Origin of the sequence: Ciceribacter ferrooxidans, assembly GCF_004137355.1 — a bacterium.
GTDB lineage: Bacteria > Pseudomonadota > Alphaproteobacteria > Rhizobiales > Rhizobiaceae > Allorhizobium > Allorhizobium ferrooxidans.
In genome coordinates this window covers 15065-39586 of the sequence record NZ_SDVB01000238.1, presented here as the reverse complement: position 1 = coordinate 39586, position 24522 = coordinate 15065, and the positions used below count along the sequence as shown (strand labels likewise).

The 24522-nt window shown below is 65.1% G+C and carries 28 protein-coding genes; 15 read left to right on the top strand and 13 right to left on the bottom strand.

The window, feature by feature from the left end:
• Positions 1–3 precede the first annotated feature (3 nt).
• Positions 4–159 (bottom strand): hypothetical protein, encoded by a 156-nt coding sequence (locus EUU22_RS25285; protein WP_165351152.1) that lies wholly within the window; start codon positions 157–159, stop codon positions 4–6.
• A 177-nt stretch (positions 160–336) separates the two neighbouring features.
• Here EUU22_RS25285 and EUU22_RS11120 point away from each other — a divergent pair, with 177 nt between their 5' ends.
• From EUU22_RS11120 to rcdA, 3 genes are all read left to right on the top strand, one after another.
• On the top strand, positions 337–1620 hold the full coding sequence (locus tag EUU22_RS11120) for an MFS transporter (protein ID WP_129332064.1): 1284 nt from the start codon (positions 337–339) through the stop codon (positions 1618–1620).
• Positions 1621–1623: 3 nt separating this feature from the next.
• The gene (locus EUU22_RS11115) at positions 1624–1821 is read left to right on the top strand and encodes a DUF1192 domain-containing protein (RefSeq protein WP_114364212.1); all 198 of its coding nucleotides are present in this window, start codon (positions 1624–1626) and stop codon (positions 1819–1821) included.
• A gap of 368 nt (positions 1822–2189) precedes the next feature.
• Complete coding sequence (rcdA, locus tag EUU22_RS11110; protein WP_129332063.1) at positions 2190–2705, top strand: protease adaptor protein RcdA; 516 nt, start codon at positions 2190–2192, stop codon at positions 2703–2705.
• A gap of 168 nt (positions 2706–2873) precedes the next feature.
• On the opposite strand, the gene rpmE is transcribed toward rcdA, so the two are convergent.
• Positions 2874–3095 (bottom strand): 50S ribosomal protein L31, encoded by a 222-nt coding sequence (rpmE, locus tag EUU22_RS11105; protein WP_112689852.1) that lies wholly within the window; start codon positions 3093–3095, stop codon positions 2874–2876.
• A 193-nt stretch (positions 3096–3288) separates the two neighbouring features.
• Between rpmE and EUU22_RS11100 the strand changes: the two genes are divergently transcribed.
• Positions 3289–5091: an ABC transporter transmembrane domain-containing protein gene (locus EUU22_RS11100; protein WP_439329139.1), complete on the top strand. Its 1803-nt coding sequence runs from the start codon at positions 3289–3291 to the stop codon at positions 5089–5091.
• A 20-nt stretch (positions 5092–5111) separates the two neighbouring features.
• Here EUU22_RS11100 and EUU22_RS11095 read toward each other — a convergent pair whose 3' ends face one another.
• From EUU22_RS11095 to EUU22_RS11065, 7 genes are all read right to left on the bottom strand, one after another.
• A complete protein-coding gene (locus EUU22_RS11095; protein WP_129332061.1) occupies positions 5112–6755 on the bottom strand; it encodes an FAD-binding dehydrogenase in 1644 nt (547 codons plus the stop codon).
• A gap of 80 nt (positions 6756–6835) precedes the next feature.
• Complete coding sequence (locus tag EUU22_RS11090; protein WP_129332060.1) at positions 6836–7867, bottom strand: peptidoglycan -binding protein; 1032 nt, start codon at positions 7865–7867, stop codon at positions 6836–6838.
• Between the two features lie 3 nt (positions 7868–7870).
• A complete protein-coding gene (locus tag EUU22_RS11085; protein ID WP_129332059.1) occupies positions 7871–8902 on the bottom strand; it encodes a flagellar motor protein MotA in 1032 nt (343 codons plus the stop codon).
• 100 nt (positions 8903–9002) lie between these two features.
• A complete protein-coding gene (locus EUU22_RS11080; RefSeq protein WP_129332058.1) occupies positions 9003–9803 on the bottom strand; it encodes an inositol monophosphatase family protein in 801 nt (266 codons plus the stop codon).
• Between the two features lie 144 nt (positions 9804–9947).
• A complete protein-coding gene (locus tag EUU22_RS11075; RefSeq protein ID WP_129332824.1) occupies positions 9948–11216 on the bottom strand; it encodes an MgtC/SapB family protein in 1269 nt (422 codons plus the stop codon).
• Positions 11217–11331: 115 nt separating this feature from the next.
• On the bottom strand, positions 11332–12438 hold the full coding sequence (locus EUU22_RS11070) for a tetratricopeptide repeat protein (RefSeq protein WP_129332057.1): 1107 nt from the start codon (positions 12436–12438) through the stop codon (positions 11332–11334).
• Between the two features lie 8 nt (positions 12439–12446).
• Positions 12447–13100 (bottom strand): thiamine phosphate synthase, encoded by a 654-nt coding sequence (locus tag EUU22_RS11065; protein ID WP_129332056.1) that lies wholly within the window; start codon positions 13098–13100, stop codon positions 12447–12449.
• 104 nt (positions 13101–13204) lie between these two features.
• Here EUU22_RS11065 and EUU22_RS11060 point away from each other — a divergent pair, with 104 nt between their 5' ends.
• On the top strand, positions 13205–13969 hold the full coding sequence (locus EUU22_RS11060) for a sulfite exporter TauE/SafE family protein (protein ID WP_129332055.1): 765 nt from the start codon (positions 13205–13207) through the stop codon (positions 13967–13969).
• Positions 13970–14049: 80 nt separating this feature from the next.
• Positions 14050–14310 carry an ArsR/SmtB family transcription factor gene (locus EUU22_RS11055; protein WP_129332054.1) on the top strand — a complete coding sequence of 87 codons (261 nt, stop codon included), beginning with the start codon at positions 14050–14052 and terminating at the stop codon, positions 14308–14310.
• 183 nt (positions 14311–14493) lie between these two features.
• On the opposite strand, the gene EUU22_RS11050 is transcribed toward EUU22_RS11055, so the two are convergent.
• Entirely contained in the window at positions 14494–14670 is a 177-nt protein-coding gene (locus tag EUU22_RS11050) for a YdcH family protein (RefSeq protein WP_112689862.1), read from the bottom strand.
• Between the two features lie 229 nt (positions 14671–14899).
• Between EUU22_RS11050 and EUU22_RS11045 the strand changes: the two genes are divergently transcribed.
• The 6 genes from EUU22_RS11045 (at position 14900) to EUU22_RS11020 (ending at position 18761) form a co-directional block, all read left to right on the top strand.
• Positions 14900–15103 carry a YdcH family protein gene (locus tag EUU22_RS11045; protein ID WP_112689863.1) on the top strand — a complete coding sequence of 68 codons (204 nt, stop codon included), beginning with the start codon at positions 14900–14902 and terminating at the stop codon, positions 15101–15103.
• Between the two features lie 17 nt (positions 15104–15120).
• Positions 15121–15618 carry a 5-(carboxyamino)imidazole ribonucleotide mutase gene (purE, locus tag EUU22_RS11040; protein WP_129332053.1) on the top strand — a complete coding sequence of 166 codons (498 nt, stop codon included), beginning with the start codon at positions 15121–15123 and terminating at the stop codon, positions 15616–15618.
• Entirely contained in the window at positions 15615–16682 is a 1068-nt protein-coding gene (locus EUU22_RS11035; RefSeq protein ID WP_129332052.1) for a 5-(carboxyamino)imidazole ribonucleotide synthase, read from the top strand. The genes purE and EUU22_RS11035 overlap by 4 nt, the downstream gene beginning before the upstream one ends.
• Before the next feature lie 176 nt (positions 16683–16858).
• On the top strand, positions 16859–16984 hold the full coding sequence (gene ykgO, locus EUU22_RS11030; protein ID WP_003497670.1) for a type B 50S ribosomal protein L36: 126 nt from the start codon (positions 16859–16861) through the stop codon (positions 16982–16984).
• A 126-nt stretch (positions 16985–17110) separates the two neighbouring features.
• The gene (locus EUU22_RS11025) at positions 17111–17713 is read left to right on the top strand and encodes a tetratricopeptide repeat protein (protein ID WP_129332051.1); all 603 of its coding nucleotides are present in this window, start codon (positions 17111–17113) and stop codon (positions 17711–17713) included.
• Between the two features lie 58 nt (positions 17714–17771).
• Positions 17772–18761 carry an alpha/beta fold hydrolase gene (locus EUU22_RS11020; protein ID WP_129332050.1) on the top strand — a complete coding sequence of 330 codons (990 nt, stop codon included), beginning with the start codon at positions 17772–17774 and terminating at the stop codon, positions 18759–18761.
• Between the two features lie 133 nt (positions 18762–18894).
• Here EUU22_RS11020 and pyk read toward each other — a convergent pair whose 3' ends face one another.
• Positions 18895–20334 (bottom strand): pyruvate kinase, encoded by a 1440-nt coding sequence (gene pyk, locus EUU22_RS11015; protein ID WP_129332049.1) that lies wholly within the window; start codon positions 20332–20334, stop codon positions 18895–18897.
• Positions 20334–20762, bottom strand: a complete 429-nt coding sequence (locus EUU22_RS11010) for a DUF1036 domain-containing protein (RefSeq protein WP_129332048.1) — start codon at positions 20760–20762, stop codon at positions 20334–20336. The genes pyk and EUU22_RS11010 overlap by 1 nt, the downstream gene beginning before the upstream one ends.
• Positions 20763–21013: 251 nt before the next feature.
• On the opposite strand from EUU22_RS11010, the gene EUU22_RS11005 reads away from it, so the two are divergent.
• The 3 genes from EUU22_RS11005 to EUU22_RS10995 all read left to right on the top strand — a co-directional run bounded on the left by EUU22_RS11005 (position 21014) and on the right by EUU22_RS10995 (position 22488).
• A complete protein-coding gene (locus tag EUU22_RS11005) occupies positions 21014–21808 on the top strand; it encodes an N-formylglutamate amidohydrolase (RefSeq protein ID WP_129332047.1) in 795 nt (264 codons plus the stop codon).
• A 14-nt stretch (positions 21809–21822) separates the two neighbouring features.
• Positions 21823–22128: a DUF1244 domain-containing protein gene (locus EUU22_RS11000; RefSeq protein ID WP_129332046.1), complete on the top strand. Its 306-nt coding sequence runs from the start codon at positions 21823–21825 to the stop codon at positions 22126–22128.
• A 93-nt stretch (positions 22129–22221) separates the two neighbouring features.
• A complete protein-coding gene (locus EUU22_RS10995; RefSeq protein WP_129332045.1) occupies positions 22222–22488 on the top strand; it encodes a DUF2312 domain-containing protein in 267 nt (88 codons plus the stop codon).
• A gap of 94 nt (positions 22489–22582) precedes the next feature.
• Here the strand turns inward: EUU22_RS10995 and mepK are convergent, their stop codons facing one another.
• The gene (gene mepK / locus EUU22_RS10990; protein WP_129332044.1) at positions 22583–24487 is read right to left on the bottom strand and encodes a peptidoglycan L,D-endopeptidase MepK; all 1905 of its coding nucleotides are present in this window, start codon (positions 24485–24487) and stop codon (positions 22583–22585) included.
• Positions 24488–24522: the final 35 nt, after the last annotated feature.

The following is a 24522-nucleotide window of genomic DNA, read 5'->3' as shown; positions in this document are numbered from 1 at the left end:
CAGTCAGGGGCGGATCAGAAGCACGACGGACCAGATTGCGAAGGCTACGACGGCCAGCTTCCAGAAATCGCCGCGTTTGCGCAGCCCGGGAACCCCGAGCGGCTTGATGAGTTGCACGACCATGGCGAGGATCAGGAACGCGGCGATCGCTTTGGTCATTGCAGGTCCTTGCGGAAGAATCGGGAAAGCGTCATACGGCGGACACTTTTGCTTCTCAAGGACGCCGGAGCAAGACTGATCTTTGTCAGGCTGATCTTGCAATCTGTGACGTTTCAGTCGACCACTAGGGCCGATCGACCCTCATGAGCTTCGAACAGAAGGCTGCGAATCGCACCCATGCGCCGTAACTTGCTGCCCGTCCTCGCCCTCCTCCTGGGCACCCTGTTCCTCTTCCTCGGCAATGGCCTGCACGGGCTGCTTCTGCCCGTGCGCGGGTCCGCGGAGGGCTATTCGAACGAGATCCTCGGCCTGCTCGGCACGTCCTGGGCGACGGGCTTCGTGCTCGGTTGCTTCTTCGCGCCGAAGCTGGTCATGCGCGTCGGCCACGTGCGCGCCTTCTCGAGCTTCATCTCTCTGATCGCCATCATCGCGCTTTTGACCGGCATCCAGGTCGACCAATACTGGTGGGTGGTGCTGAGGGCCGTGACCGGCTTCTGCACCGCCGGCACCTCGATGATCATCGAGAGCTGGCTGAACGAGCGCGCGACCAATGAGAGCCGCGGCATGATCTTCTCCTTCTACATCTCGATTACGCTGATCGGGGTCGTCGGAGGGCAGATGCTGGTACCGCTCGGCGATCCGTCGACCACCATCCTCTTCATGTTCTGCGGCATCTTCTACTGCCTCGCCATGCTGCCGACGACGCTGTCGACGGCGGCGACGCCGCAGCCGCTGAAATCGGTCAGCCTTGATCTCCGCAGCCTCTACCGCAATTCGCCGATCTCCTTCGTCGGCATCCTGCTGATCGGCATCGCCAACGGCGCCTACGGCACGCTCGGTGCCGTCTTCGGCGCGCGCGCCGGCCTTTCCCCGACGACGATCGCGGTGATGATGAGTCTCACCATCTTCGTCGGCGCGATGATGCAGTTTCCGGCGGGCAAGCTCTCCGACACCACCGACCGCCGCTACGTGCTGGCGGCGCTGTCGGGCATCGCCGCCCTCGCCGCCGTGATCCTGGCGCTCGTCCAGCCGCACGACGCCTATGTCCTGATCGGCTTCGTCGCGCTCTACGGCGCCGCCGCCAACGCGCTCTACCCGATCGCCGTTGCGCATGCGAACGACTTCGCCCGCGCCGACGACTTCGTGAAGGTCTCCGGCGGCCTTCTGCTGCTCTTCGGCATCGGCACGATCATCGGCCCGACGCTCGGCGGCCCGGTGATGACGCAACTCGGCCCCTACGCGCTCTTTGCCGTCACGGCCACGTCGCACGGGCTTCTGACCACCTACGCCATCTACCGCAGCCGCCTGCGTCCGGCGGTGCCAGCGGGAGAACGCGACTACGTGCCGAAGATCCCGGTCGGGGCCGCACCGACCAGCACGCCGGAAAGTCTCAATCTCGATCCCCGTGCAGCGCCGCTCACCGATGTCGCGGAGACCGAGCCCGCCAGCCAGGAGAACTAAGCCATGAGCATGAGCGACGACGAACGTCCGAAAAAGAAGACGGTTCACGAGATCGGCTCCGATCTCTCGATGCTTTCCGCCGACGAGTTGACGGCGCGCATCGGCCTGCTGGAAGAGGAGATCGCCCGCCTCGACGCCGAGCGGCAGCGCAAGCAAGCCGGCAAGCTTGCGGCCGAGAGCCTGTTCCGCCCGAAAGTATAGCCATCGGCTCACCGGCATATCGCCGGCTGTCACAAGGAACAACACTACCGGGGGAAGCGGTTAACCATTCATTAACTCTTTTTAGTTAATGTAACTTTCATCCAGAGCTTCTGGATTCAGGCAGTTTCTCCTCATGGCGAATAGGTCTGATTTTCTCCCTGTTTTACCTTGAGAGCCGCTTTCGCGGCTCTTTTTTTGGCCTTATGACGGACGCTCGGCAAAACTGTGGGAATTAACCTTTCCTTAAGATTTGGCTTGCGCGTTTAAGCTATTGATAGCATCGTGACGTCATAAGAGCCGGCGGGCATTCTTCGGGAATGCAACAAGATGCGGCCGCAAGAGTTATGCGTAAAACAGGGGTGATGACCATGTCGGAAGTCGGTGTGAATACGATCAGCTTTGCCGGTCGCGCTGCCACTTCGAGCCAGTTCAAGGCTATCTATTCGGAAGGCATGGGGCTGGTCGAGGAGACGGCCGCCTATCTCGACGGTCCCGGACGCTCCGCCGCCAAGGTCCTGCCGCGCATGGCCTCCGTTCTCTACGCAGCCGAGTCGATGCGACTGACCACGCGGCTTATGCAGATGGCCTCGTGGCTGCTGCTGCAGCGGGCTGTCAACAATGGCGAGATGAGCCGCGACCAGGTCCTGTCGGAGAAGAGCAAGGTTCGCCTCGACGGCTTCAACGTCGACAAGTCGGCGCCCGGCTGGAACGACCTGCCGGAAGCCTTCCGCGATCTCGTCGAACGCTCGCTGCGCCTGCAGAACCGCATCGCCCTCCTCGACCGCGAAATCTACCGCCCGGCGGAAGCTGCAGTCGTCCCGGACAACGAGAACAGCGTCAAGGCGCAGCTCGACCTCCTGCGGACCGCCTTCACCAGCAACTGAACGAAGGCAAGCGGCGCATCAGATCATCCCGGCAGGCATCGCCTCGCCGGGATTTTTCGTTTTCGGCAGACGTCCGAAAGGCACCATCTTGCCGATACCGAAGCCATAAAAGCAAAAAGCCCGGCGCGAGGCCGGGCTTTGGAAACTGAAGCGGAAGCTTCGAAGCAATCAGAGGCCGAGGCCGCCGAAACGCTTGTTGAACTTCGAAAGACGGCCGCCGCGGTCCATGAGCTGCTGGTTGCCGCCCGTCCAGGCCGGGTGCGACTTCGGGTCGATTTCGAGGTTCATGACAGCGCCTTCCGAACCCCAGGTCGAACGGGTTTCGTATTCGGTGCCGTCGGTCATGACCACCTTGATCATGTGGTATTCGGGATGGATGTCAGCCTTCATAACGATCTTCCTGCTTGTGGCGGAGGAACCGAAAAGCCGCGTTTGCATCTTCGGAACCTATTTAATAAATGAAGCCATAGTCCCGATCAGGCCACGGCTTCCCAATTCGATGCCGTGCCTATACATGAAGGGCGCAAGGATAACAAGAGGCCCGAGCGCACGAGCGCGAACGGCGAATGGGAGAAATGCCAAGGTGTCCGACGTTACCGAGCCCGAGTCGAAAAGAAGACGTTCGCTGAAGCCGCTCGGCGGGCTCCTGCCCTACCTGATGCGCTATCGGAGCATGGTCGCGGCTGCCCTTTTCTTCCTGGCGCTCGCCGCAGGAACGACGCTCGCCCTGCCGCTCGCCGTCCGGCGGATGATCGACCACGGCTTCAGCGGCGCAGACCGTGGCTTCATCAACAGCTATTTCGGCATGCTGGTGGTCATGGCGGTGCTGCTCGCCCTCGCCAGCGCCATGCGCTACTACTATGTCATCTCGATCGGCGAACGGGTCGTCTCCGACCTCCGGCGCGCCGTCTTCGAGCACGTGACGCGGCTTTCGCCCTCCTTCTTCGACGTCAACCAGTCCGGCGAAATCGTCTCGCGGCTGACCGCGGACACGACGCAGATCAAGTCGGCGGTGGGCGCGAGCGCATCGCTTGCGCTTCGAAACTCCATCCTCTGTCTTGGCGCCGTGGGCATGATGATCTACACCAGCCCGCGGCTTTCGGTTCTCGTCCTCATCGCCATACCGGTGATCGTCTTTCCGCTGGTCGGTTTCGGCCGGTCGGTGCGCAAGCGCTCCCGCGCGGCGCAGGACACGCTTGCCGCCGCCACCGCCTATGCGAGCGAGACGATCGGCGCGACGCGCACGCTGCAGGCCTTCAACGGCGAGGCGATCGCCACGGCCCGCTACGGCGATGCGGTGGAAAGCGCCTATACGGCCGCCCGCACGGCGATCCGCTCCCGTGCCTTCCTGACCGGCTTTGCGATCACCCTCGTCTTCGGCAGCGTCGTCGCCGTTCTCTGGTATGGTGCACAGAGTGTGCTGGCCGGAACGCTGAGCGCGGGCACGCTCGGTCAGTTCCTGCTTTATTCGGTGATCGCCGCAGGCGCGCTCGGCTCGCTTTCGGAAGTCTGGGGCGAGCTTGCCCAGGCAGGCGGCGCCGCCGAACGATTGATGGAACTGCTGCACGAGGAACCCGCGATCGCCGCCCCTGCCTCCCCCAGGGCGCTTCCCGAACCGGCGACCGGCCGGGTCGAGTTCGACGGCGTCCGTTTCTCCTATCCGAGCCATCCGGGCCGCTCGGCGCTGAAAGGCCTGAGCTTCAAGGTCGAGCCCGGCGAGACGGTGGCGATCGTCGGCCCATCGGGTGCCGGCAAGAGCACCGTCTTCTCGCTGATGCTGCGCTTCTACGATCCGGTGAGCGGCGCAGTCAGGCTCGACGGGCTCGACGTTCGCGATGTCGCGCCCGATGCGCTGCGCGCCCGCATCGCCATCGTCCCGCAGGACGTCACGATCTTCGCCTCCTCGATCCACGACAACATCGCCTTCGGATCACCGGATGCAAGCCGCGCCGAGGTGATCGCCGCGGCCGAGGCCGCGCAGGCGCGGGAGTTCATCGACCGCCTGGAGAAGGGCTTCGATACCCAGGTCGGCGAACGCGGCATCACGCTTTCCGGCGGCCAGCGGCAGCGGATCGCGATCGCCCGTGCCCTGCTGAAGAACGCGCCGCTGCTGCTGCTCGACGAGGCGACCTCGGCGCTCGACGCCGAAAGTGAGACACTGGTGCAGAAGGCGCTCGACGGGCTGATGCAGAACCGGACGACGATCGTCATCGCCCACCGCCTCGCGACCGTGCTGAAGGCCGACCGCATCCTCGTCCTCGACGACGGCCGCATCGCCGAGGAAGGCACCCACCAGAGCCTCATCCGCGAGGGCGGGCTCTATGCGAAGCTCGCCCGCCTGCAGTTCGAAACCGGGGCGCAGGACCTCGGCGCCGCCGCCAAGTAGCGGCGCCTCGCCCTCTCGCGTCAGGCCCCGACCGAGCGCCCGGCGACGCGTCCGGAAAACAGGCAGCCGCCGAGGAAGGTGCCCTCGAGCGCATTGTAGCCGTGCATGCCGCCACCGCCGAAGCCGGAGACTTCACCGGCGGCATAGAGGCCGGGGATAGGCTCGTCGTTTGCGCCGAGCACGCGCGCATGGAGATCCGTGTGCAGCCCGCCGAGCGTCTTGCGCGTCAGCACGTGCAGGCGAACCCCGATCAGCGGTCCGGCCTTCGGGTCGAGAAGCCGGTGCGGCTTCGCCGTGCGCATGAATCGATCGCCGAGATATTTGCGGGCGCCGTGGATTGCGGTGATCTGTGCATCCTTGTTGAAGGGATTGTCGAGTTCCCGGTCGCGGGCCTCGATCTGCGCGCGGACGTGCTGCACGCCGAGCCGGTGCTCGCCGGTCAGCTCGTTCATGCCGGCGACGAGATCCTCAAGGTTGTCGCGCACGACGAAATCCTCGCCCTTGTCCATGAACGCCTGCACCGGCCCCGGCGGATTACGGCCGAGGCGCGACAGGAGACGACGGATGTCCTTGCCGGTGAGATCGGGATTCTGCTCCGAGCCGGAGAGCGCGAACTCGCGCTTGATGATCGCCTTGGTCAGGATGAACCAGCTGTATTCGTGGCCGCGCACGCGGATCGCCTTCAGCGTCGCCAGTGTATCGAAGCCCGGCATCGCCGACGCCTCGAAGCGGTTGCCGTCGGCATCGCACCAGAAGGAGGACGGCCCGGGCAGGATGCGGATGCCGTGGTTCGGCCAGATGGGATCGTAGTTCCTGAGGCCTTCGGTATAGTGCCACATGCGGTCGCCGTTGACGATGCGCCCGCCCGCGCTCTGGGCGATCGCGAGCATGCGGCCGTCGACATAGGCCGGCACGCCGGCGACCATCGATTTCGGCGCCGGGCCGAGCCGCTCCACGGGCCAGTTCTTGCGCACGAGGTCGTGGTTGCCGCCGATGCCGCCGGACGTGACGATCACCGCGCCCGCACTGATCTCGAACTCGCCGACGGGATGGCGCGAACTTGCGCCTCCGCGCTGGATGGCGTCCGGCTTGAGGATCGTTCCCTGTGCGCCCGTGACGGCACCGTTGGTGACGATCAGCCGGTCGACCTGATGACGGAAACGGAAAGTGAGACGGCCCGCGGCCTCTGCGGCACGGGCGCGGCGGACGAATGGCTCGATGACCGCCGGCCCCGTTCCCCAGGTGACGTGGAAGCGCGGCACGGAGTTGCCGTGGCCAGCGGCGAGCGAACCGCCGCGCTCGGCCCAGCCGACGACAGGAAACCAGCGCAGCCCCTGCCTGTGCAGCCAGTCGCGCTTTTCGCCGGCGGCAAATTGCAGATAGGCTTCGGCCCACAGCCGCGGCCAGTGGTCTTCGGGCCGGTCGAAGCCGGCCGATCCGAACCAGTCCTGCCGTGCCAGCTCGTAGCTGTCGCGGATGCGCATCCGGCGCTGTTCGGGACTGTCGACAAAGAAGAGGCCGCCGAGCGACCAGAAGGCCTGGCCTCCGAGGCTCTGCTCGCCCTCCTGGTCGAGGATGCAGGTCCTGAGCCCGCGATCCGCCGCCTCCGTCGCCGCCACGAGCCCGGCAAGTCCGCCCCCGATCACCAGTACGTCGAAATCCATCGTCTGCCCCTCCCCGTGTCCGTTTCTTACTTTTACGAACACGTAAGGGTTTGACAACCCTGCCCGCCGAGGCAGGCGACTTATCGCTCGGTGAGCTTCAGCTCGATACGCCGGTTCTGCGAGCGTGCGTCGGGGCTGTCGCCCTCGGCGATCGGCTGGAATTCGCCGAAGCCCGCAGCCACCAGCCGGTTGGCCGGCACGCCGCGAGAAATCAGGAACTTCACCACCGCGATGGCGCGTGCCGAGGAGAGCTCCCAATTGTCGGCATAGCGGCCGGTGCCGAGCAGCGGCACGTTGTCGGTATGGCCGTCGACGCGCAGCACCCAGTTGATCTCCGCCGGGATTTCCTTGGCGAGATCGATGAGCGCCGTCGCGAGCTTGGCCATCTCGACTTCGCCCTCCGGATTGAGGTCGCTGCTGCCGGACGGGAAGAGCACCTCCGACTGGAAGACGAAGCGGTCGCCGACGATGCGGATGTTCTCGCGGTCGGAGAGAATTTCGCGCAACCGGCCGAAGAAGTCCGAGCGATAGCGATTGAGCTCCTGCACGCGCTGGGCGAGAGCGACGTTGAGGCGACGTCCGAGATCGGCGATCTTCGCCTGCGACGTCTGGTCCTTGGCCTCGGATGCCTGCAGCGCCTGCTCGACGGCGGCGATCTGCGCGCGAAGTGCGGCGATCTGCTGGTTCAGCAGTTCCACCTGGCTTAGCGCCCGGGCGCTGACTTCCTTCTCCTGGTCGAGTTGCTGGTTGAGCGTGCCGATGCGGCTATTGGCAGCCTCCGCCGAACCCGCACCGCTCGCGAGAAGCTGCTGCAGGCGGCTGCGCTCGCTTTCGGACGTGGCGAGCGACGACTGCAGGGTCGCAAGCGTGTCTTCGAGGTCCTGCTTGCCGCTCTTTTCGAGCGCCAGCAATTCGGTGAGCTCGGCAATCTGGCTGTTCAGCCGGTTGAGCACCTCGTCCTTGCCGGAGATTTCGCGGCTGAGGATGAACTGCGCCAGCACGAAGACGGTCAGCAGGAACATGATGGCGAGAAGCAATGTCGAGAGCGCGTCGACGAAGCCCGGCCAGTAGTCGACGCCCCGTTCCCGGCGGCGGTTGCGCGCAAGGGCCATCGGTTACTCGTCCCCGCCCATCTTGTCGTTCAACCGTTCGAGGACCTTGCGCATGGCGCGGGCGTCTTCCTGCTGCTGTTCGATCCAGTCGCGCAACATCTGCTGTTCGTTGCGCATGTTCTTGACGAGGCCCTGGATGCCCTCCGCTAGGTTGGCGACGGCGGCGACCGAGCGTTCGTTGCTGGCGCCGGCCTGCTGGGTCATCAGCTTGTGCATCTGACCGATCAGCCGCTTCATGTCGTCGGAGGAGACGGCCGGCGTCTCGGCGACCATGAGGTCGGAGCCGACATCCGTCACCGAGGAGAGCCAGTTTTCGAGTTCGGTATAGAAACGGTTCTGCGCGCGACCCGCCTGCAGGTCGAGGAAACCGAGGATGAGCGAACCGGAAAGGCCGAGCAGCGAGGACGAAAACGCCGTGCCCATGCCGCTCAGCGGCCCGGTGAGCCCGTTCTTCAGCGCCTGCAGCACGTCGGCGCTGTCGCCGGACGTCGGGTCGAGAGACTGGATGACCGCGGTGATCGAACTGATGGTGCCGAGCAGGCCCCAGAAGGTGCCGAGCAGGCCGAGGAAGACGAGAAGCCCGATCAGGTAACGGGACGTGTCCCGCGACTCGTCGAGGCGCGTGGCGATCGAATCGAGGATGGAGCGCAGCGAGGCCGTCGAGATCGCAAGGTCGCGCCGGCTGCCGATCAGCGAACGCACCGGCGCGAGCAGGCGCGGCTCACGCCCGACCTTGTCGGCGCTGCCGGCGGCGAGGAAGGAATTGAACCAGCGCACTTCCGGTCGCAGCGCCAGGACATGGGTGAAGACGAGGATGATCCCGACCGCGAGAACGCCGAGGATGAGCCCGTTCAGCCCCGGATTGGTGACGAAGGCCGCGTGGGCCTGCCGGTAGAGAATCGCGATGATGAAGCCCACGATGATCAGGAAGATCAGCATGGTGGTGAAGAAGGGCATCGGGCTCGAGAGCTTGTGCTCGTAGTTCCCCGTCCCCGTCTCGGCCGCTTCCAGGTCCGCCAGCTTCACTTTCACCATATCGTCCTCAGCCTCCCGGGATCTTGCTGCGGGAGGCTAGTGGAAAATTGAGACGAATTGAAGGGGGAGTCGCCCGCCGGCCACAGCCGGCGACACGGTGTCAGGCTTTCGGCACCGGCCGACCGATGACCTCGAGGAGCGCCTTCTGGATGTATTCGTTGCCGGCGACGACGGTGCCGGTCGACAGCATGTCGGTGCCGCCGTCGGTATCGCTGGTGAAGCCGCCCGCCTCGCGGATGAGGATCAGGCCGGCCGCGATGTCCCAGGCGTTGAGGTGGGTTTCCCAGAAGCCGTCGAAGCGGCCCGCCGCGACATAGGCGAGATCGAGTGCGGCCGATCCGATGCGGCGCACGCCCGAGACTTCGCCCATCACGTGGCGCAGCTCGAGCAGGAACTTGCCGTGATTCGACTTGCCGAGGTGCGGGATGCCGCAGCCGATGACGCAATCGGAAAGAGTCTTGCGGGCAGCGACCCGAAGGCGGCGGTCGTTGAGGAAGGCGCCGCCGCCGCGCTCGGCGGTGAAGAGCTCGTCGGTCGCGGGATTGAAGACGACGCCGGCGACGACCTCGCCATTGCGTTCGAGCGCGATCGAGACGGCGAACTGCGGAATGCCGTGCAGGAAGTTGGTGGTACCGTCCAGCGGATCGACGAGCCAGCGGTGGGAGCCGTCGGTGCCGATGATCTCCTCGCCCTCCTCGCCGAGGAAGCCGTAGGTCGGGCGCGCCTTCAGGAGCTCTTCCTTGACGATCTTCTCCGCACGGAAATCGGCCTGAGAGACGAAGTCACCGGGTCCCTTCACTGAGACCTGCAGGTTCTGGACCTCGCCGAAATCGCGCGCCAGCGACTTGCCGGCCTTGAGCGCGGCCTGAACCATGACATTGAGGAGAGCTGAACGGGCCATTTCGGTGTTTTTCCTTGAAATTTGCGGCGAGGCGCGCGGCTTCGGTGAGCGGCGGCGCCTGAAGGATCGCGGAGCCGGTTCAAGACCACAAAAATCGCCCGAATTCAAGGGGCCTCGGCCACCATCGCGGGCAAGCGGCAGCCTTCAGGATGCCAACGACGCGAGGAGGACGACCGAAGCGGCGAGCGAGGCGAGGATCGAGGCTGCCCAGAGATGGCGGCCGAAGGCGCCGCCGGCAAGCGCCGAAGCATAGACAGCCTTGGCCGCGGTGTTGGCGAGCACGGCGACGCCGATCGCCTCGACCGCCGTTTCCCGGTCGAGCGTCGGAAGCATGCCGGCGACGGCAACCGTCGTGGCATCGATATCGGCGAGCCCCGTCAGGCCCGCCGCGAGGATGAGGCCGGTCGCACCGAAATAGGCGGCAGCGGCGCGCGCGAGGAAAGCGACGGCGACGAGGAGCAGGGCCATCTTGGCGACCGCCGACAGTTCGAACGGGTTCTGCGGCATCCGTGCGCCGTCGCCCGACGGAACGCGCGCGGCAAGCACGAGCGCGTAAACCGTCATCACGGCGCCGCCGACGCCGAGCGGCGGCAGCAGCGAAGGCAGCAGCGACGGTGCGAGCGTTCCGACGAGGAAGGCGGTGCGCGCAAGCGACACCGCACCCGCCGCGATCACCCCGGCGGCGAGCGTTCGGTTCGGCTCGCCGTCGCGCGCGCGCCTTGCAAACGCGATCGTCGCACCTGTCGAGGAGACGAGGCCGCCGATGGCCCCGGCAACGAGATCGCCACGCGAGGAGCCGAGGATGCGGACCGCGACATAGCCCACGAAGGAGATCGAGGCGAGCGTGATGGCGACGAGCACAAGGCTTGCCGGGGAGACGCCGCCGAAGGGTCCTATCGGCTCCTTGGGGATGACAGGCAGGAGCACGAAGGTCATGGTGAGCAGGATGACCGCCGAGCGCAGTTCCACCCATTGCAGACGCTGGATCGCCTGATGCAGAAACTGCTTTGCCGCGAGGATCGCGAGCAGCGCCACACCGCCGGCCGACGCGAGCGTCATGTTGCCGAGAACCGCGACGACGCCGAGGCCGAAGGTGAGCATGGCCGCGACGACGGAGGTGACGCTGAAGGATTTCGAGGCGATCGCCTCGCGCAGCTCGAAGACGGCGACCACCAGCGTCATCGCAACCAGGAAGCCCGTGACGGCGATTCCTGATCCGGCGACGCCGGAGGGAAGATACTTTTCAACAAGACCGGCGACGCCGCCGGTCATGCCGATCATCGTGAAGGTGCGGATGCCCGCCGCCCGGGCACCTTCCGGCTCGTCTTTCGCGCGCCAGTGACGCTCGACGCCGACCGCTGCCCCGATCGCAATCGCCAGTCCAAGCCGCTGATAGAGTTCGATCTCGTCCATCCCGCCCCCTGCCAGCGGTGACATGCCCGTCCGATTCGGAACATCGCATTCCGCCGCAGCGACCGCCAGCGCAAATGTCGGTGTCCGCGGACGCAGAAGCGACGCGACCGGACGCTCAGCCGCGCCGGAACCTGTTCGCGGCTTCGATCGCCTGCTTCTGCTGCTCGTCGGTCAGTCCGAGATAGAAGTCCTCGAGCGCCGGGTCCTTGAGCCCCGCGCGGCGCGAAAGGACATACCACTTCGCCGCCTCAACCGGATCGGGGCGCGTACCGAGCGCATTGACGTAGAGATGTGCAAGGCGGTTCTGCGCGACGACATTGCCGTGTTTGGCGGCGATGCCCAGCCAGATGAAGCCCTCGTCGTAGTTCCGCTCGCCGCCGACGCCGTTCACCAGCCAGATCCCCATGTCGAGCTGGGCGGTGTCGAAACCGGCGCGCGCGGCCCTTTGCAGCCAGTAGCGAGCCTTCGACTTCTTCTCTTCGGGAAGGTCCTTGAGCGCGTTGTAGACCTGCGCGACGGCGTATTGCGCGTCGGCGATCCCCTGCTCAGCGGATTTCTCGTAGAAGGGCAGCGCAAGCTTCAGGCCCTTGTCACCCGGATTGTCGGAGACGAGCGTCTGTGCCCAGTTGAACTGCGCCGAGGCGTTGCCGGCCTCCGCGGCCTTGCGCATGTAGTCGTCGGCCTTGGCCTTGTCGCGCGGGACATCGCGTCCCTCCATGAGGAGGAGCGCGTACTTGAACATCGCCGCCGGATCGCCGCCCGCCGCCGCCTGCCCGTACCAGAAGGCCGCGGCCTTCTCGTCGCGCTTCACCCCGAAGCCGCGCGAGGTCATCTCGGCAATCAGCGTCTGCGCCGCCGGATCACCGAGTTGCGCCCGCGGCAGCGCCTTGTCGATCGCGGTGAGATAGAGCCCGCGCTGGAAGGCGCCGTAGGCCTCGTCGACCGGTCCCTTGTATTCGGGCTCGGGTGGCAGGTCGGGAAGTGGTGCCCCCATGCGTTCGAAAAGGGTGAGCCCCTTCGATGACGGTTCCGCCCCACCCTCGGCTGCCCCTTTGCCGGAGGTCGGGCGGTCGCCGCGTTCCAGCTTGCCTGCGTCCGCCGGCAGCGGGCGGGTGAGCGCCTCATCCTTGCCCTGCGCCCGAGCGGGCGCGGCATAACCACTCCAGAGCGCAATGGAGACGGACGAAATCAGGATGCCGAGAGAATATCGAATGAACCGCATGTCGAGGTTCAATCTTCAAACCGTGGCGCTTTTTCGTCAAGAACGGCGTTGACCGATGCAACCACACTCGCGGCCTGCGCCGGATCGGCGAACACCGCCTTGCCGAGCGCCACGAACTCGACGCCGGTTTCGGCGACGGCGAGCGCCGAGGAGGGATCGTTGCCGCCCATCACCAGCGTCGGGATTTCCACCATGGCCGCCCACCACTCGCCGAGCGCCAGGTTCTTGGAATGCGCCTCCGGCTTGATGTCGCCGTCGAGCCGGCCGAAGAAGATGTAGTCCGGCTGTACCTCACCGATCTCCAGCGCATGATGGCGGTCCATCGCGTTGCCGCCGCCGACGATCAGCTTCGGCGCATGCTTCTCCACCGCCTCGGCGAGCGCCTTCGCATTGCCGGTGATGTGCAGGCCGTCGGCCTTCACACGTCCGGCGACACGGCTGTTGTCGACGATGAGCGCGGCTGCACCCGCCGCCTGGATGACCGGCACCAGCTTCTCCGCATGCTTCTGGAAGGCGGTGTCGTCGAGATCGTATTGCGGCACGATGACGGAGGCGACGTCTCCGCCCCTCAGGGCGTCACCGACGATGCGGGCCTTTTCCTCCGCATCGGCAATGTCGGGCACGATCAGCACAAGGCGGCAGCGGTCTTCAGGTCCGGTCATCGGTCAATCCATTTTCGGCGAAATCTGCGGGGTGCGGAATTCCACCCTCGTTTTGTTCAAGTGAATCCGATAGACCGGTCTCGTCCAAGGATCAATGGAAACAAATGTTGCCCGACATACAGTTCTTCGCCGCCGCGATACCGGCCGTCGCCCTCGTCGGCCTTTCCAAGGGAGGGCTCGGCGGTGCGCTCGCCCTGATCGGCGTCCCGATGATGGCGCTCGTGGTGCCGCCGCTGCAGGCGGCGGCGATCTTCCTGCCGATCCTGCTCGTCATGGATGCGGTGGCGCTCTGGGCCTGGCGCAAGCACAACAATCGACCGACGCTCCTCGCCATGCTGCCGGGCGCGATCCTCGGCATCGCCATCGCCTGGGCGACCTCGGCCTATGTTTCGGCAAACGCCATGCGGCTCATCCTCGGCGGCATCGCGCTTCTCTTCGCCGTCCGCTATTTCGTCGAGACCTTCGGTCCGAGACGGCACGAGGAACCGCCGGCCGCGCCTGAACGCCCGGTCGCCGGCACCGTCTGGGGCAGCCTTTCCGGCTATGCGAGCTTCGTCGCCCATGCCGGTGGTCCGCCCTTCCAGATCTATGTGCTGCCGCTGAAACTCGATCCGCAGACCTATACCGGCACCAGCACGCGCTTCTTCGCCATCGTCAACGCGATCAAGGTCATCCCCTATTTCGCGCTCGGCAGCCTCGACAGCACCAATCTCACCGTCTCGGCCACCCTGCTGCCGGTCGCGCTCGTCTCGACCCTGATCGGCGCCCGCGTCGTCCGCTACCTGAAGCCCGCGGTCTTCTATCCGCTGATGTATGGGATGGTGCTCGTCGCCGCGGCGAAACTCATCTGGGATGGCCTGCAGTTCTAGGCCCCGGCGGCGCAGCGGACGGCTTGCTGCACTGCACATCACGTCTTGCCGGGCGGCTCCACTTGCCGTAGGCTGACGCCATGTCGAACTCGGATCCCTTTGCAGCGATTGCCGACCCGAACCGGCGCCATCTCCTGGAGGAGCTTCGCCGCGCCCCCAGGACCGTCAACGATCTTGCCAAGGGCCTGCCGATCAGCCGGCCGGCCGTTTCGCAGCACCTCAAGGCCCTCCTCGACTGCAATCTCGTGACCGTCACCACATCCGGCACGAAGCGCATCTATGCGGTCAACACGCCGGGCTTCAACCGGATGAACCTCTGGCTCGACCAGTTCTGGATCTGAGACCCCCGGTCCCTGTCCTTTACAGACGCTTGCCCTCACCTCGCACGTGTCGCCTCCCGGCAATCCATCCGACAATGAAAGGCCCCGAAAACCGCTTTGGTTTCCGGGGCCTATAAGGATGATCGGAAAACTGTCTCTCAGCCGGGGCGGGTCCGACGGCCTGCCCGGCGGGAACGAGAAATGTCAGTGTCGGGTGGACGACCTAAGACGTTCGATCTCGTCCTTGATGCGCAACTTGTGGCGCTTGATCTCTGCGATTTCCTTGTCATCGACGGAGGGAGAAGTAAGAGCAGTGTGAAGCCTCTCCTCAAGGGCTCCGTGCTTCTTTTCGAGCGATTCAAGATGAGCCTGAATGGTCATTTGATACGTCCTTCCTTTCGCCTGCCTCCAGCCGTCCACCGCTGGGGCCTCAGGCATTACGACAGCAGTGTGACATGAAGAATGTGTTTTGTCGAAGGCCAAAGCAGCGACTTCTCGCCGCAAATTCGGGATCAAGGATAACTTCCCGTTACCCGCATTTGGTGATAGGAGCTTGCGCGAATCTTCGGCGCATCCGACAAAGATGCAAAGACGACATGGGGACGAGAACATGCCCGATCAGGAACAGGCGGACATCAGGCTTCAGCTGGCAAGACTCCGCCAGGAGCATGAGGACTACGACGTCGCGATCAACGCGATGACGGCGACCGGATGCGACGTCCTGCGCATCCAGCGCATGAAGAAGAAGAAGCTTGTGATCAAGGACCGGATGAGCAAGCTCGAAGACCAGATCATTCCCGATATCATCGCCTGAAAGAAAGGGCCACGACGATGACCGAGGAGCGCCCTCCCGTCGCCATCATCATGGGAAGCCAGTCCGACTGGGAAACCATGAAGAATGCCGCCGACACGCTGGACGCGCTCGGCGTCAGCTACGAGGCCCGCATCATCTCCGCCCACCGAACGCCGGACCGGCTGGTCGCCTTCTCGAAGGGTGCGCGTGACGAAGGCTTCAAGGTCATCATCGCCGGTGCCGGCGGCGCCGCTCATCTGCCCGGCATGACCGCGGCGATGACGCCACTGCCCGTCTTCGGCGTTCCGGTGCAGTCGCGGGCGCTTTCCGGCCAGGACAGCCTGCTGTCGATCGTGCAGATGCCGGCGGGCATTCCGGTCGGCACGCTCGCGATCGGCAAGGCCGGCGCGGTGAATGCCGCGCTGCTGGCCGCCGCCGTGCTGGCGCTTTCCGACGAAGACCTCGCAGACCGGCTCGACGAATGGCGGGAGCGCCAGACCGCCACCGTCGCTGAATACCCCATGGACGAAGCATGAGCGCCCGCACCATCGGCATCATCGGTGGCGGCCAGCTCGGCCGCATGCTCGCGATGGCCGCCTCCCGTCTGAATTTCCGCACGATCATCCTCGAACCGCAGGCCGACTGTCCGGCCGCGCAGCTGGCGAACCGCCAGATCACCGCCGCCTATGCCGATCCGGTGGCGCTCGCCGAGCTTGCGGCCGATTGCGACATCGTCACCTACGAGTTCGAGAACGTGCCGGTCGAGGCCGCCGAGATGCTCGCCCGCAACGTTCCGGTCTATCCGCCGCCGAAGGCGCTCGAAGTGGCGCAGGACCGGCTGACGGAGAAGCGGTTCCTCAACGGCTGCGGCATTCCGACCGCGCGTTTCCATGCGATCGACAATCAGGCGCAGCTCGAGGCGGCGCTTGCCGATTTCGGCGGATGTGGCGTGCTGAAGACCCGCCGCCTCGGCTATGACGGCAAGGGCCAGCGCGTCTTCCGCTCGGCGGACGAAAGCCCGGCCGGCGCCTTCGAGGCCCTGGGCGGCGTGCCGCTGATCCTCGAAAGCTTCGTTCCCTTCGAGCGTGAAATCTCGATCATCGCCGCCCGCGGGACCGACGGTGCCGTCGCCTGCTACGATCCGGCGGAGAACGTCCACCGCGACGGCATTCTCGACACCTCGACGCTGCCTGCCCGCATCACGGACGCGACGGCAGAGGCCGCCCGCGACGCGGCGAAGAAGCTTCTCGACGCGCTGAACTATGTCGGCGTGGTCGGGATCGAATTCTTCGTCCTGCCGGACGGCAGTCTCGTCGCCAACGAGATTGCCCCGAGGGTGCACAATTCCGGCCACTGGACCGAGGCGGCCTGTGTCGTCTCGCAGTTCGAGCAGCACATCCGGGCGATCGCCTCGTTGCCGCTCGGCGATCCCCGGCGCCATTCCGACTGCGTGATGACCAACCTCATCGGCGACGACATCCTGCAGGTGCCCAACTGGCTTTCGCGCCCGGACGTGCTCGTCCATCTCTACGGCAAGACCGAGTCGCGCCCCGGCCGAAAGATGGGACACGTCACCGAACTCACAGCAGGACGCCGCTGATAAGGCAGGAAAATCCGGCGCAGGGCGCTGGAAAACCGGTCCAACCGGTTGACACGAAGGGCTTTGTCGGGCTATTGGCCACCAACCCTAAAGGAGCGCGCCCCGCGGCGCGCTTTTGATTGTTGAAGACAACGGGCGAATCGAAAGTTCCCCGGCAACCGTTGCGGATCAGGAAAATGAAGATCAAGAATTCGCTGAAAGCGCTCAAGGCCCGTCATCGCGATAACCGTCTGGTTCGCCGCAAGGGTCGCGTTTACATCATCAACAAGCAGAACCCGCGCTTCAAGGCCCGCCAGGGCTGATCTGCGGGACGCGCCGCCGTCGCACGCCATCGGCCGGATTTTCCGGAGCGAATGGAGAGAAGCGACAGCCGCGCCCTCTCTTGATTTTGAGTTTGAAACATAGCGCAGGCGGTCTATCATAACCGCATGCGCTATTTTCGTTGCACGTTCATGATTGCGGGCCTCCTTGTCGCCTGCGGTCCGGCCCTCTCCCAGGACATCGGCCCCACCTCCACGGAGACCGAGGCGCAGACGCTCGGCGACGAATCGGTCAAAGACATCCAGGCCCTTCTGACGGACCTGAAGAGAGAACGTGACCCGGAAGCGGCGAGCGAAATCGCCGCGGAGATCACCACCCACTGGAACACCTCCGGCAGCCCGACCATCGACCTCCTGATGCAGTGGGCGGCCGAGGCGATCAAGGAGAGGCGCAATCCTGCCGCGCTCGACTTCCTGGATCAGGCGATTACCCTGAGACCGGACTTCGCCGGCGCCTGGAACCAGCGCGCCACGCTGCATTACACGATGAACGACTACGGCAAGGCGATGTCCGACATCGAGCATGTGCTGGCGATCGAGCCCCGTCACTTCGGTGCGCTCGCCGGCATGGCGGCGATCCTCGCGGAACGCGGCCGGGAGGAAATGTCGCTGAAGGCGTGGGAACGTTACCTCGAGATCTACCCGGCCGACCGAGAAGCACAGGACCTGGTGACGAAGCTCTCGGAGAAGCTCGCCGGCAGCCGGACGTGAGTGTGCCTCCGTCGATCCACAGCCTCTGACCCGGCCCCGAACCTTCCGAATTCGAATCATGCTCCTTTCCGCCCTCGCCTCGCTTGTCGGTATCGCATCGCTCTCTGCCGCCGGCACTGCGCTGCGGGCCCGCGCGATCGAACAGAGCGTCCCCAATATCGGCGAGAAAACTGATCTCGGCGGTTTCGCCATCAACGCATTGCACGTCCCGGCCGGGCGGAATCCGGACCTTCCGCCCATCGTCTTCATTCATGGCGCCAGCGGCAATCTGCGCGACCAGGCAACGACGTTCCTGAAACCGCTCCGGGACCGCGCCGAATTGCTCTTCGTCGACCGCCCGGGTCACGGCTATTCCGAACGCGGCGGTTCGGAAAACGCCTATCCGGACGGCCAGGCGGCGGCCATCGCGCTGCTCATGGAAAAGCGCGGCATCGAGCGGGCGATCATCGTCGGCCATTCCTTCGGCGGTGCGATCGCGGCGAGCTTCGGCGTTCTGTACCCCGACAAGACCGTGGGCCTGCTGTTCCTTGCGCCAGCGACGCATCCCTGGCCGGGTGGCGTGGACTGGTACTATCGCCTGGCCTCCACGCCGGTCCTCGGCCCCCTTTTCTGCCATACGGTGGCGCTGCATGCCGGCATGGCGCGGCTGGAAGCCGCCACCCGTAACGTCTTCGCCCCCAATCCACGTCCCGATACCTATGTCGCAGACACCGCCCCTGCTCTCGTTCTGCGCCCCGCCACCTTCCGCGCCAATGCGAAAGATGTCGCCAATCTGCACGGCTATGTGTCGCGTTTCTCGCCCCGCTATCGCGAGATCAAGGCGCCGACGGTGATCGTCACGGGTGACAGCGACGACATCGTTCTGGCGCAAATCCATTCTCGCGGACTAGCCCGCGACATCGAGGGATCCGAACTCGTCTGGATCAAGGGCCTCGGCCACAAGCCGGATTATGCCGCACGTCATCTCGCAATTTCGGCGATGGAGAAGATTGCGGGCCGCAAACACGACCTGCAGGCCATGGCGCAGAGGCTGGAGCCGGAGCGTTAAAGCGGGTGGTGTTGCGGCACCGGCGCCCGCCATGCGGCTGCATGGCCAGCAGCCCCACACGAACGCCCTTCAACCACGCACAAAAAAGCCGCCCTGGAGGCGGCTTTTCGTTCGGCGTTCGCGGCAGAGGTCGTCAGACGCCGCTCAGGCCGTCCGACCCGATATAGGCGATCCGCAGCATGTTCGTGGAGCCCGGCGTGCCGAGCGGGACACCGGCGGAGATGATGATGCGGTCGCCCGGCTTGCCGAATCCTTCCTGAACGACGATGCGGCAGGCGCGGTTGACCATGTCGTCCAGGTCCGTCGGCTCTTCCGAAACGACGCAATGCAGGCCCCACACCACCGAGAGACGGCGCGCCGTCTGGATGACCGGCGACAGCGCGATGATCGGCACTTCCGGGCGCTCGCGCGAGGCGCGCAGGCCGGTCGTGCCGGAAGAGGTGTAGCAGACGATGGATGAGAGCTTCAGCGTCTCGGCGATCTGCCGGGCGGCGAGCGAGATGGCATCCGCTCCCGTCGCCTCCGGCTGGGCACGCTGCGCATAGATGATGCCCGGATAATGCGGCTCGCGCTCCACGGTGAAGGCGATCGACGCCATGGTCGAGACGGCTTCCACCGGGTACTGGCCGGATGCGGATTCGGCCGAAAGCATGATCGCGTCCGCACCCTCGAAGACGGCGGTCGCGACGTCGGAGACTTCCGCGCGGGTCGGAACCGGCGCGGAGATCATCGATTCCAGCATCTGGGTCGCGACGACGACCGGCTTGCCCGCCTTGCGGCAGGCGCGGATCAGCTGCTTCTGCAGGCCGGGAACCGCTTCGAGCGGCATCTCGACGCCGAGGTCGCCGCGGGCCACCATCAGCGCATCGGAGAGCTCGATGATCTCGTCGATGCGCTCGATCGCCTGAGGCTTCTCGATCTTGGACATGAGGCCGACGCGGCCGCGCGCCACCTTGCGAACGTCCGCGAGGTCTTCAGGGCGCTGGATGAAGGAAAGCGCGACCCAGTCCACTTCGCCGGTCGCGAGCACCGCATCGAGGTCGGCGCGGTCCTTGTCGGTGAGAGCACCGACGCCGAGCAGCGTGTCAGGCAGGCTCACGCCCTTGCGGTCGGAGATCTTGGTGCCGGAGACGACCGTCGTGACGATGCTCTTGCCGTCACATTTTTCCGCCCGCAGGTGCAGCTTGCCGTCGTCGATCAAGAGCCGGTGGCCGGGCTTCACGGCCTCGAGGATTTCCGGATGCGGCAGGTAGACACGGGTGTCGTCGCCGGGCTCGTCGCGATTGTCGAGCGTGAAGGTCTGGCCCGGAACGAGCTCGACCGTGGTCGCTGCGAACTTGCCGACGCGGAGCTTCGGTCCCTGCAGGTCGGCGAGGATGCCGATCGGCCGGCCGCAGGCCGCCTCGACGCTGCGGATGCGCGCAATCAGCGTGCGCATCACGTCGTGGTTGGCATGGCTCATGTTGATGCGGAAGAGATCTGCACCCGCCTCGTGCAGTTTTCGGATCATGGATTCTTCGGAGGATGCGGGTCCGAGGGTGGCGAGGATCTTGACCTTGCGGTTACGCTTCATCAATTCTGGCTTTCTTGCGTGCCGGGCGTATCGGAAAGCTGGACCATCCAGCTGCCCTGGCGGCCGGTGTCATATTCCTTGAAGCCCATCTGCTGATAGCCGCGCGCGTAGCAATCCTGTACGCCGACGATCTTAAATTCGTTCTCGGCGACGCACATCTTGATGTCGCCGGCCCAGCGGCCGCCGCGTGCGGCGTCTTCAGCATAGAGATAATAATAACGTGACTGGAGCTCGCCCTCGATCAGGGTCGCGCACGTCGCGGCCGGCACTTGCCACCAGCCCTCCGTGATCCACCCTTCCGCGGCGCGGTATCCGACGGCGACACCGACCAGGTTCTGCGTACCGTTGCAAACCCTGAATTCGGCATGTGCTGCACCAGCCGTCACCAGGGGAGCAAGGAAGGCTCCGGCAATGATCAGGCCCTTCATGTTGCGCACGTTTCCGCGCGCGCTCTTGGTCGAATTTCGCTTCGGCACGATTTCCGATCGAACTCCATTCTGGTGCATCGGTTGCTTTCTTGCGATGATGAGGCGGGAATGTCAACTTAAGTCTAATCGATTAAATTTCAGACCTGAAGCATCGACCGCGATCTTGGCACAAACGTGACGTATGGGAAAGCTTGCGCTCCGCTTTCCCCCATGTCATCAAACCGCAAAGCCAAACGGGCACCCCCTCATCCATGCAAGACTTCCCTGCATTCGAAATCATACCCGGTCACTATGACAGCGGCATGGTGCTGCTTGCCGACCATGCGATGAACCGGCTCCCCGACGAGTACGGCCGGCTCGGCCTGCCCGAGGAAGCCTTCCGCCGCCACATCGCCTACGACATCGGGATCGAAGGCCTGACCCGCCGGCTGGCGGACCGGCTCGGCGTACCCGCCGTGCTCGGCTGCTTCTCGCGGCTGCTGATCGATCCCAACCGCGGCGAAGACGACCCGACGCTGGTCATGAAGATCTCTGACGGAGCGATCATTCCGGGCAATCATCCGATCACCGCGGAGGAATGGCAGGCTCGCATCGAGCGGTTTCACCGGCCGTATCACCGCGCCGTCTCCGAGACGATCGAGAGCGTCGCGGCGAACTCCGGCAAGGCACCGCTCGTGCTCTCGCTGCATTCCTTCACGCCGGCATGGAAGGGCGTTCCCCGCCCCTGGCACGCAGCCGTCCTGTGGGACACCGACGACCGTGCCGTGCGCCCTCTCCTTGATGGCCTGCGCGCCTCCGGAGACCTCGTGGTCGGCGACAACGAACCCTACGACGGTGCGCTGAAGGGCGATACGATGTACCGCCACTGCATGACGAAAGGCATACCCCATGCGCTGCTCGAGGTGCGCCAGGACCTGATCGCGGGAGACGTCGGCATCGACGCCTGGGCCGAACGGCTGGCGCCGATCTTCGCCGCGCTCAACGCCGATCCGGCGCTGCATGCCTATCAGCGCTTCGCCTCGCGCACCGGCGCCTACGAGACCTGAGGAGGAGGCAAACCATGACGGATCTCACACCCGAACAGCAGAGGGATTTCGAAGCCGCAGCCTTCCGCCGGCTGGTCGCCCACCTGCGCAAGCGCACCGATGTGCAGAACATCGACCTGATGAACTTCGCCGGCTTCTGCCGCAACTGCCTCGCCAACTGGTATCTCGACGCGGCCCGCGAGGCGGGCACCGACCTCTCGAAGGACGAATCTCGCGAACACGTCTACGGCATGCCCTACGAGGAGTGGAAGGCGCTTCACCAGAGCGAGGCGAACGAGGAACAGAAGGCGGCGTTCGAGCGCAACAGACCGAAGGAATGAGGGCACAGCCGTCGAACCGGTCTTGACGCGGGCCGCGCTTCGCGGCAGGTCAGCACCGATCCGAATTCGTTTCCAGAGATACAGGAGAATTTCATGTCTGATGCCCACGGCGTCGCCCGCGACCAGCTTCGCGCCTTTGTCGAAAGGATCGAGCGGCTGGAAGAAGAAAAGAAGACCATCGCCGACGATATCAAGGATGTCTACGGCGAAGCCAAAGGCATGGGCTTCGACACCAAGATCCTGAAGAAGGTCATCGCGCTGCGCAAGAAGGACGAGCAGGAGCGGATGGAGGAGGACCTGATCCTCGACACCTACCTGCATGCGCTCGGCATGATCGAAACCCCGCCGGACGCGCAGTAAACGCAAGCCTCACGGCCTGTGAACGAAAAACCCGCCGGCGATGCCGGCGGGTTTTTTGCTGGAAATCCCGTTCCTGCCGAACGTTCCGGGTCGGTCAGGGGGTCACCGGACCGAAGCGACCGGAATCGACCGGCTGGGCATCGCCCTTGAAGCCGACCGGGTAGATCTTCGCCGGCTCGGCGCTGAGCGCGCGGCTGACGACCCGCGGCGCCTTGACCGGCTTCGCCACGGTTTCGAACTTGTTCTGGCTGATCGCCCACTGCGACAGCATCGTCTGGGTGAGTGCCGTACCGCCGGTCATCGCGACGCGCGCGGCCTCGGCATCGGCGCGGCTCGGACGCCCACCCTTGGCCGGCAGGCCGGCTTCGATGCCGGACGTTGCCGGCTTCTGCGCCGCCGGAGCGTCGAAGACGTCGCCGAAATCGACGGACCGGGACGAGGGCTCGGCCTGCGGATGAAGGGCGGCGACCTCGACCGGCGCTTCCTTCGTCTCCGCGGCGGCCGCGTCGGCCTGACGGCTCTCCTCAAGCGCCGCGGCGGCTTCAGGCGACAGGATCGCCTGTTCGACCTCGTCGGCCTCCGCCTCTTCCTGGCCGTCGGCCTGGGCGAGCAGAGCCTCGGCGACGGCCGGACGGCCGATCGGAACGGGGACGGCAAAATCTTCGGCCTGTTCGCCGGCCTGGGTGGGATCGACCGACGCCGTCAGGATCTCGCTCTCGGCGTCGCCCTTCATGCCGCGCTGGCCGAGAAGGGTCGGAACCGGGATCTTGTAGGTCTCGAGATCGGCGAAGTTCTCGCTACCCTGCGGCGTGGCGGAAGCCACCTGTGACAGCGCCTCTTCAGCCGGATTGCGGGCCGGAGAATAAAGGGCGACGGCAAGGCTGGTATCGCCGGTCTGCGGCCGGAGCGAGGGACGCGACAGCGGCACCGGTGCGTTGTCGACCGACGTCGTCGGCGCAGCCTCGGCGGGCGCGGCCTCGACGACGGGCGCAGCCGCGGTTTCCACACCCGGAGGCGGTGCTGCCGAGGCCATCATGACAGGCGGCGAATTCGTCAGGACAGGCTGCTGCCGGGTGGCCGGGCGCTCGCTCGGCACGACGACATCTTCTTCCTCGTCCTCGTCGCCGGTTCCGAACAGGAAGGCGAGAAGGTTCTTGCGTTTGCCCGGCGTCTTGTTGTCGGCGACGACGATATCGGAAGAACTCAGCCGCTGCTTGTACTCGGCCATGGCCTGCTGGTAGCCGGGCAGAGGCCTGCCGTCGCTCGGAAGATGCAGTGTCTTGCCGTTCGGGAAGAGCCGGACGAGCTCATTGCGCGACATGCGCGGCCAGGAGCGAACGCCCGCGACGTCCATGTGGACGAAGGGAGAGCCGGAATTCGGATAGTAGCCGACGCCGCCGGCCTGCATCTTCATGCCGACCTCGCGCAGCGTCTTCAGCGAAACGCCCGGGATATAGAAGTCCATCGCCGTGCCGCGCATATGCTGGCTTTCCTTGGCGACGCCCTTGGAGCGCTTGCGCAGCATCGAGTTCGTCTCGGGTGAGCGATAGCCGGACACGACGTTGATGTAACCGCTGGCGCCCGCCTGCCGGTAGACCTGCCAGACGAGGTCGAAGAGCCGCGGGTTCATCTTCGTCGGCTCGTTGCGGCGCCAGTCACGGAGAATGTAGTTGAGCTGCTTCAGACCGCTCGCATCGTAGCGACCGTTGCGCTTGAAGGTGATGGAAGCCTTTTCGCCCGTATGGACGAAATGAATCTTCAACGTGCGGGTTTCCGCCGCAGCGTCAGAGGCGGAAACGACAAATGCGGTTAGCGAAAGAACCGCGAACACGAAGGCCAGGAAGAGATGCCTGACGGCAGAAATCGCGTTTGCAGCTTTTCCGTTGCGCCCGGCACAGCCGAAAGGCGCGATCGTTGCATCCGTAATCTGCAATTCAATCCCCGTCCGAAAGACTGCGTCCCACGCTATCCAGATGAATGCCAAATGCGGTAACACCATGGCAAAACTGCCACAGATTTGCACTCAATCCATAT

Coding starts and splice junctions, on each gene's coding strand:
- EUU22_RS11055 (WP_129332054.1), top strand. CDS start 14,050: ATGTCGAACTCGGATCCCTTTGCAGCGATTGCCGACCCGAACCGGCGC.
- EUU22_RS11095 (WP_129332061.1), bottom strand. CDS start 6,755: ATGGATTTCGACGTACTGGTGATCGGGGGCGGACTTGCCGGGCTCGTG.
- pyk (WP_129332049.1), bottom strand. CDS start 20,334: ATGAAGCGTAACCGCAAGGTCAAGATCCTCGCCACCCTCGGACCCGCA.
- EUU22_RS11085 (WP_129332059.1), bottom strand. CDS start 8,902: ATGGTGAAAGTGAAGCTGGCGGACCTGGAAGCGGCCGAGACGGGGACG.
- EUU22_RS10995 (WP_129332045.1), top strand. CDS start 22,222: ATGTCTGATGCCCACGGCGTCGCCCGCGACCAGCTTCGCGCCTTTGTC.
- EUU22_RS11120 (WP_129332064.1), top strand. CDS start 337: ATGCGCCGTAACTTGCTGCCCGTCCTCGCCCTCCTCCTGGGCACCCTG.
- EUU22_RS11075 (WP_129332824.1), bottom strand. CDS start 11,216: ATGGACGAGATCGAACTCTATCAGCGGCTTGGACTGGCGATTGCGATC.
- EUU22_RS11050 (WP_112689862.1), bottom strand. CDS start 14,670: ATGACCATTCAGGCTCATCTTGAATCGCTCGAAAAGAAGCACGGAGCC.
- ykgO (WP_003497670.1), top strand. CDS start 16,859: ATGAAGATCAAGAATTCGCTGAAAGCGCTCAAGGCCCGTCATCGCGAT.
- EUU22_RS11090 (WP_129332060.1), bottom strand. CDS start 7,867: ATGGCCCTTGCGCGCAACCGCCGCCGGGAACGGGGCGTCGACTACTGG.
- EUU22_RS11035 (WP_129332052.1), top strand. CDS start 15,615: ATGAGCGCCCGCACCATCGGCATCATCGGTGGCGGCCAGCTCGGCCGC.
- mepK (WP_129332044.1), bottom strand. CDS start 24,487: ATGGTGTTACCGCATTTGGCATTCATCTGGATAGCGTGGGACGCAGTC.
- EUU22_RS11010 (WP_129332048.1), bottom strand. CDS start 20,762: ATGAAGGGCCTGATCATTGCCGGAGCCTTCCTTGCTCCCCTGGTGACG.
- EUU22_RS11115 (WP_114364212.1), top strand. CDS start 1,624: ATGAGCATGAGCGACGACGAACGTCCGAAAAAGAAGACGGTTCACGAG.
- EUU22_RS11070 (WP_129332057.1), bottom strand. CDS start 12,438: ATGCGGTTCATTCGATATTCTCTCGGCATCCTGATTTCGTCCGTCTCC.
- EUU22_RS11045 (WP_112689863.1), top strand. CDS start 14,900: ATGCCCGATCAGGAACAGGCGGACATCAGGCTTCAGCTGGCAAGACTC.
- EUU22_RS25285 (WP_165351152.1), bottom strand. CDS start 159: ATGACCAAAGCGATCGCCGCGTTCCTGATCCTCGCCATGGTCGTGCAA.
- EUU22_RS11080 (WP_129332058.1), bottom strand. CDS start 9,803: ATGGCCCGTTCAGCTCTCCTCAATGTCATGGTTCAGGCCGCGCTCAAG.
- EUU22_RS11065 (WP_129332056.1), bottom strand. CDS start 13,100: ATGACCGGACCTGAAGACCGCTGCCGCCTTGTGCTGATCGTGCCCGAC.
- EUU22_RS11005 (WP_129332047.1), top strand. CDS start 21,014: ATGCAAGACTTCCCTGCATTCGAAATCATACCCGGTCACTATGACAGC.
- EUU22_RS11025 (WP_129332051.1), top strand. CDS start 17,111: ATGCGCTATTTTCGTTGCACGTTCATGATTGCGGGCCTCCTTGTCGCC.
- EUU22_RS11000 (WP_129332046.1), top strand. CDS start 21,823: ATGACGGATCTCACACCCGAACAGCAGAGGGATTTCGAAGCCGCAGCC.
- EUU22_RS11020 (WP_129332050.1), top strand. CDS start 17,772: ATGCTCCTTTCCGCCCTCGCCTCGCTTGTCGGTATCGCATCGCTCTCT.
- purE (WP_129332053.1), top strand. CDS start 15,121: ATGACCGAGGAGCGCCCTCCCGTCGCCATCATCATGGGAAGCCAGTCC.
- rcdA (WP_129332063.1), top strand. CDS start 2,190: ATGTCGGAAGTCGGTGTGAATACGATCAGCTTTGCCGGTCGCGCTGCC.
- EUU22_RS11060 (WP_129332055.1), top strand. CDS start 13,205: ATGTTGCCCGACATACAGTTCTTCGCCGCCGCGATACCGGCCGTCGCC.
- rpmE (WP_112689852.1), bottom strand. CDS start 3,095: ATGAAGGCTGACATCCATCCCGAATACCACATGATCAAGGTGGTCATG.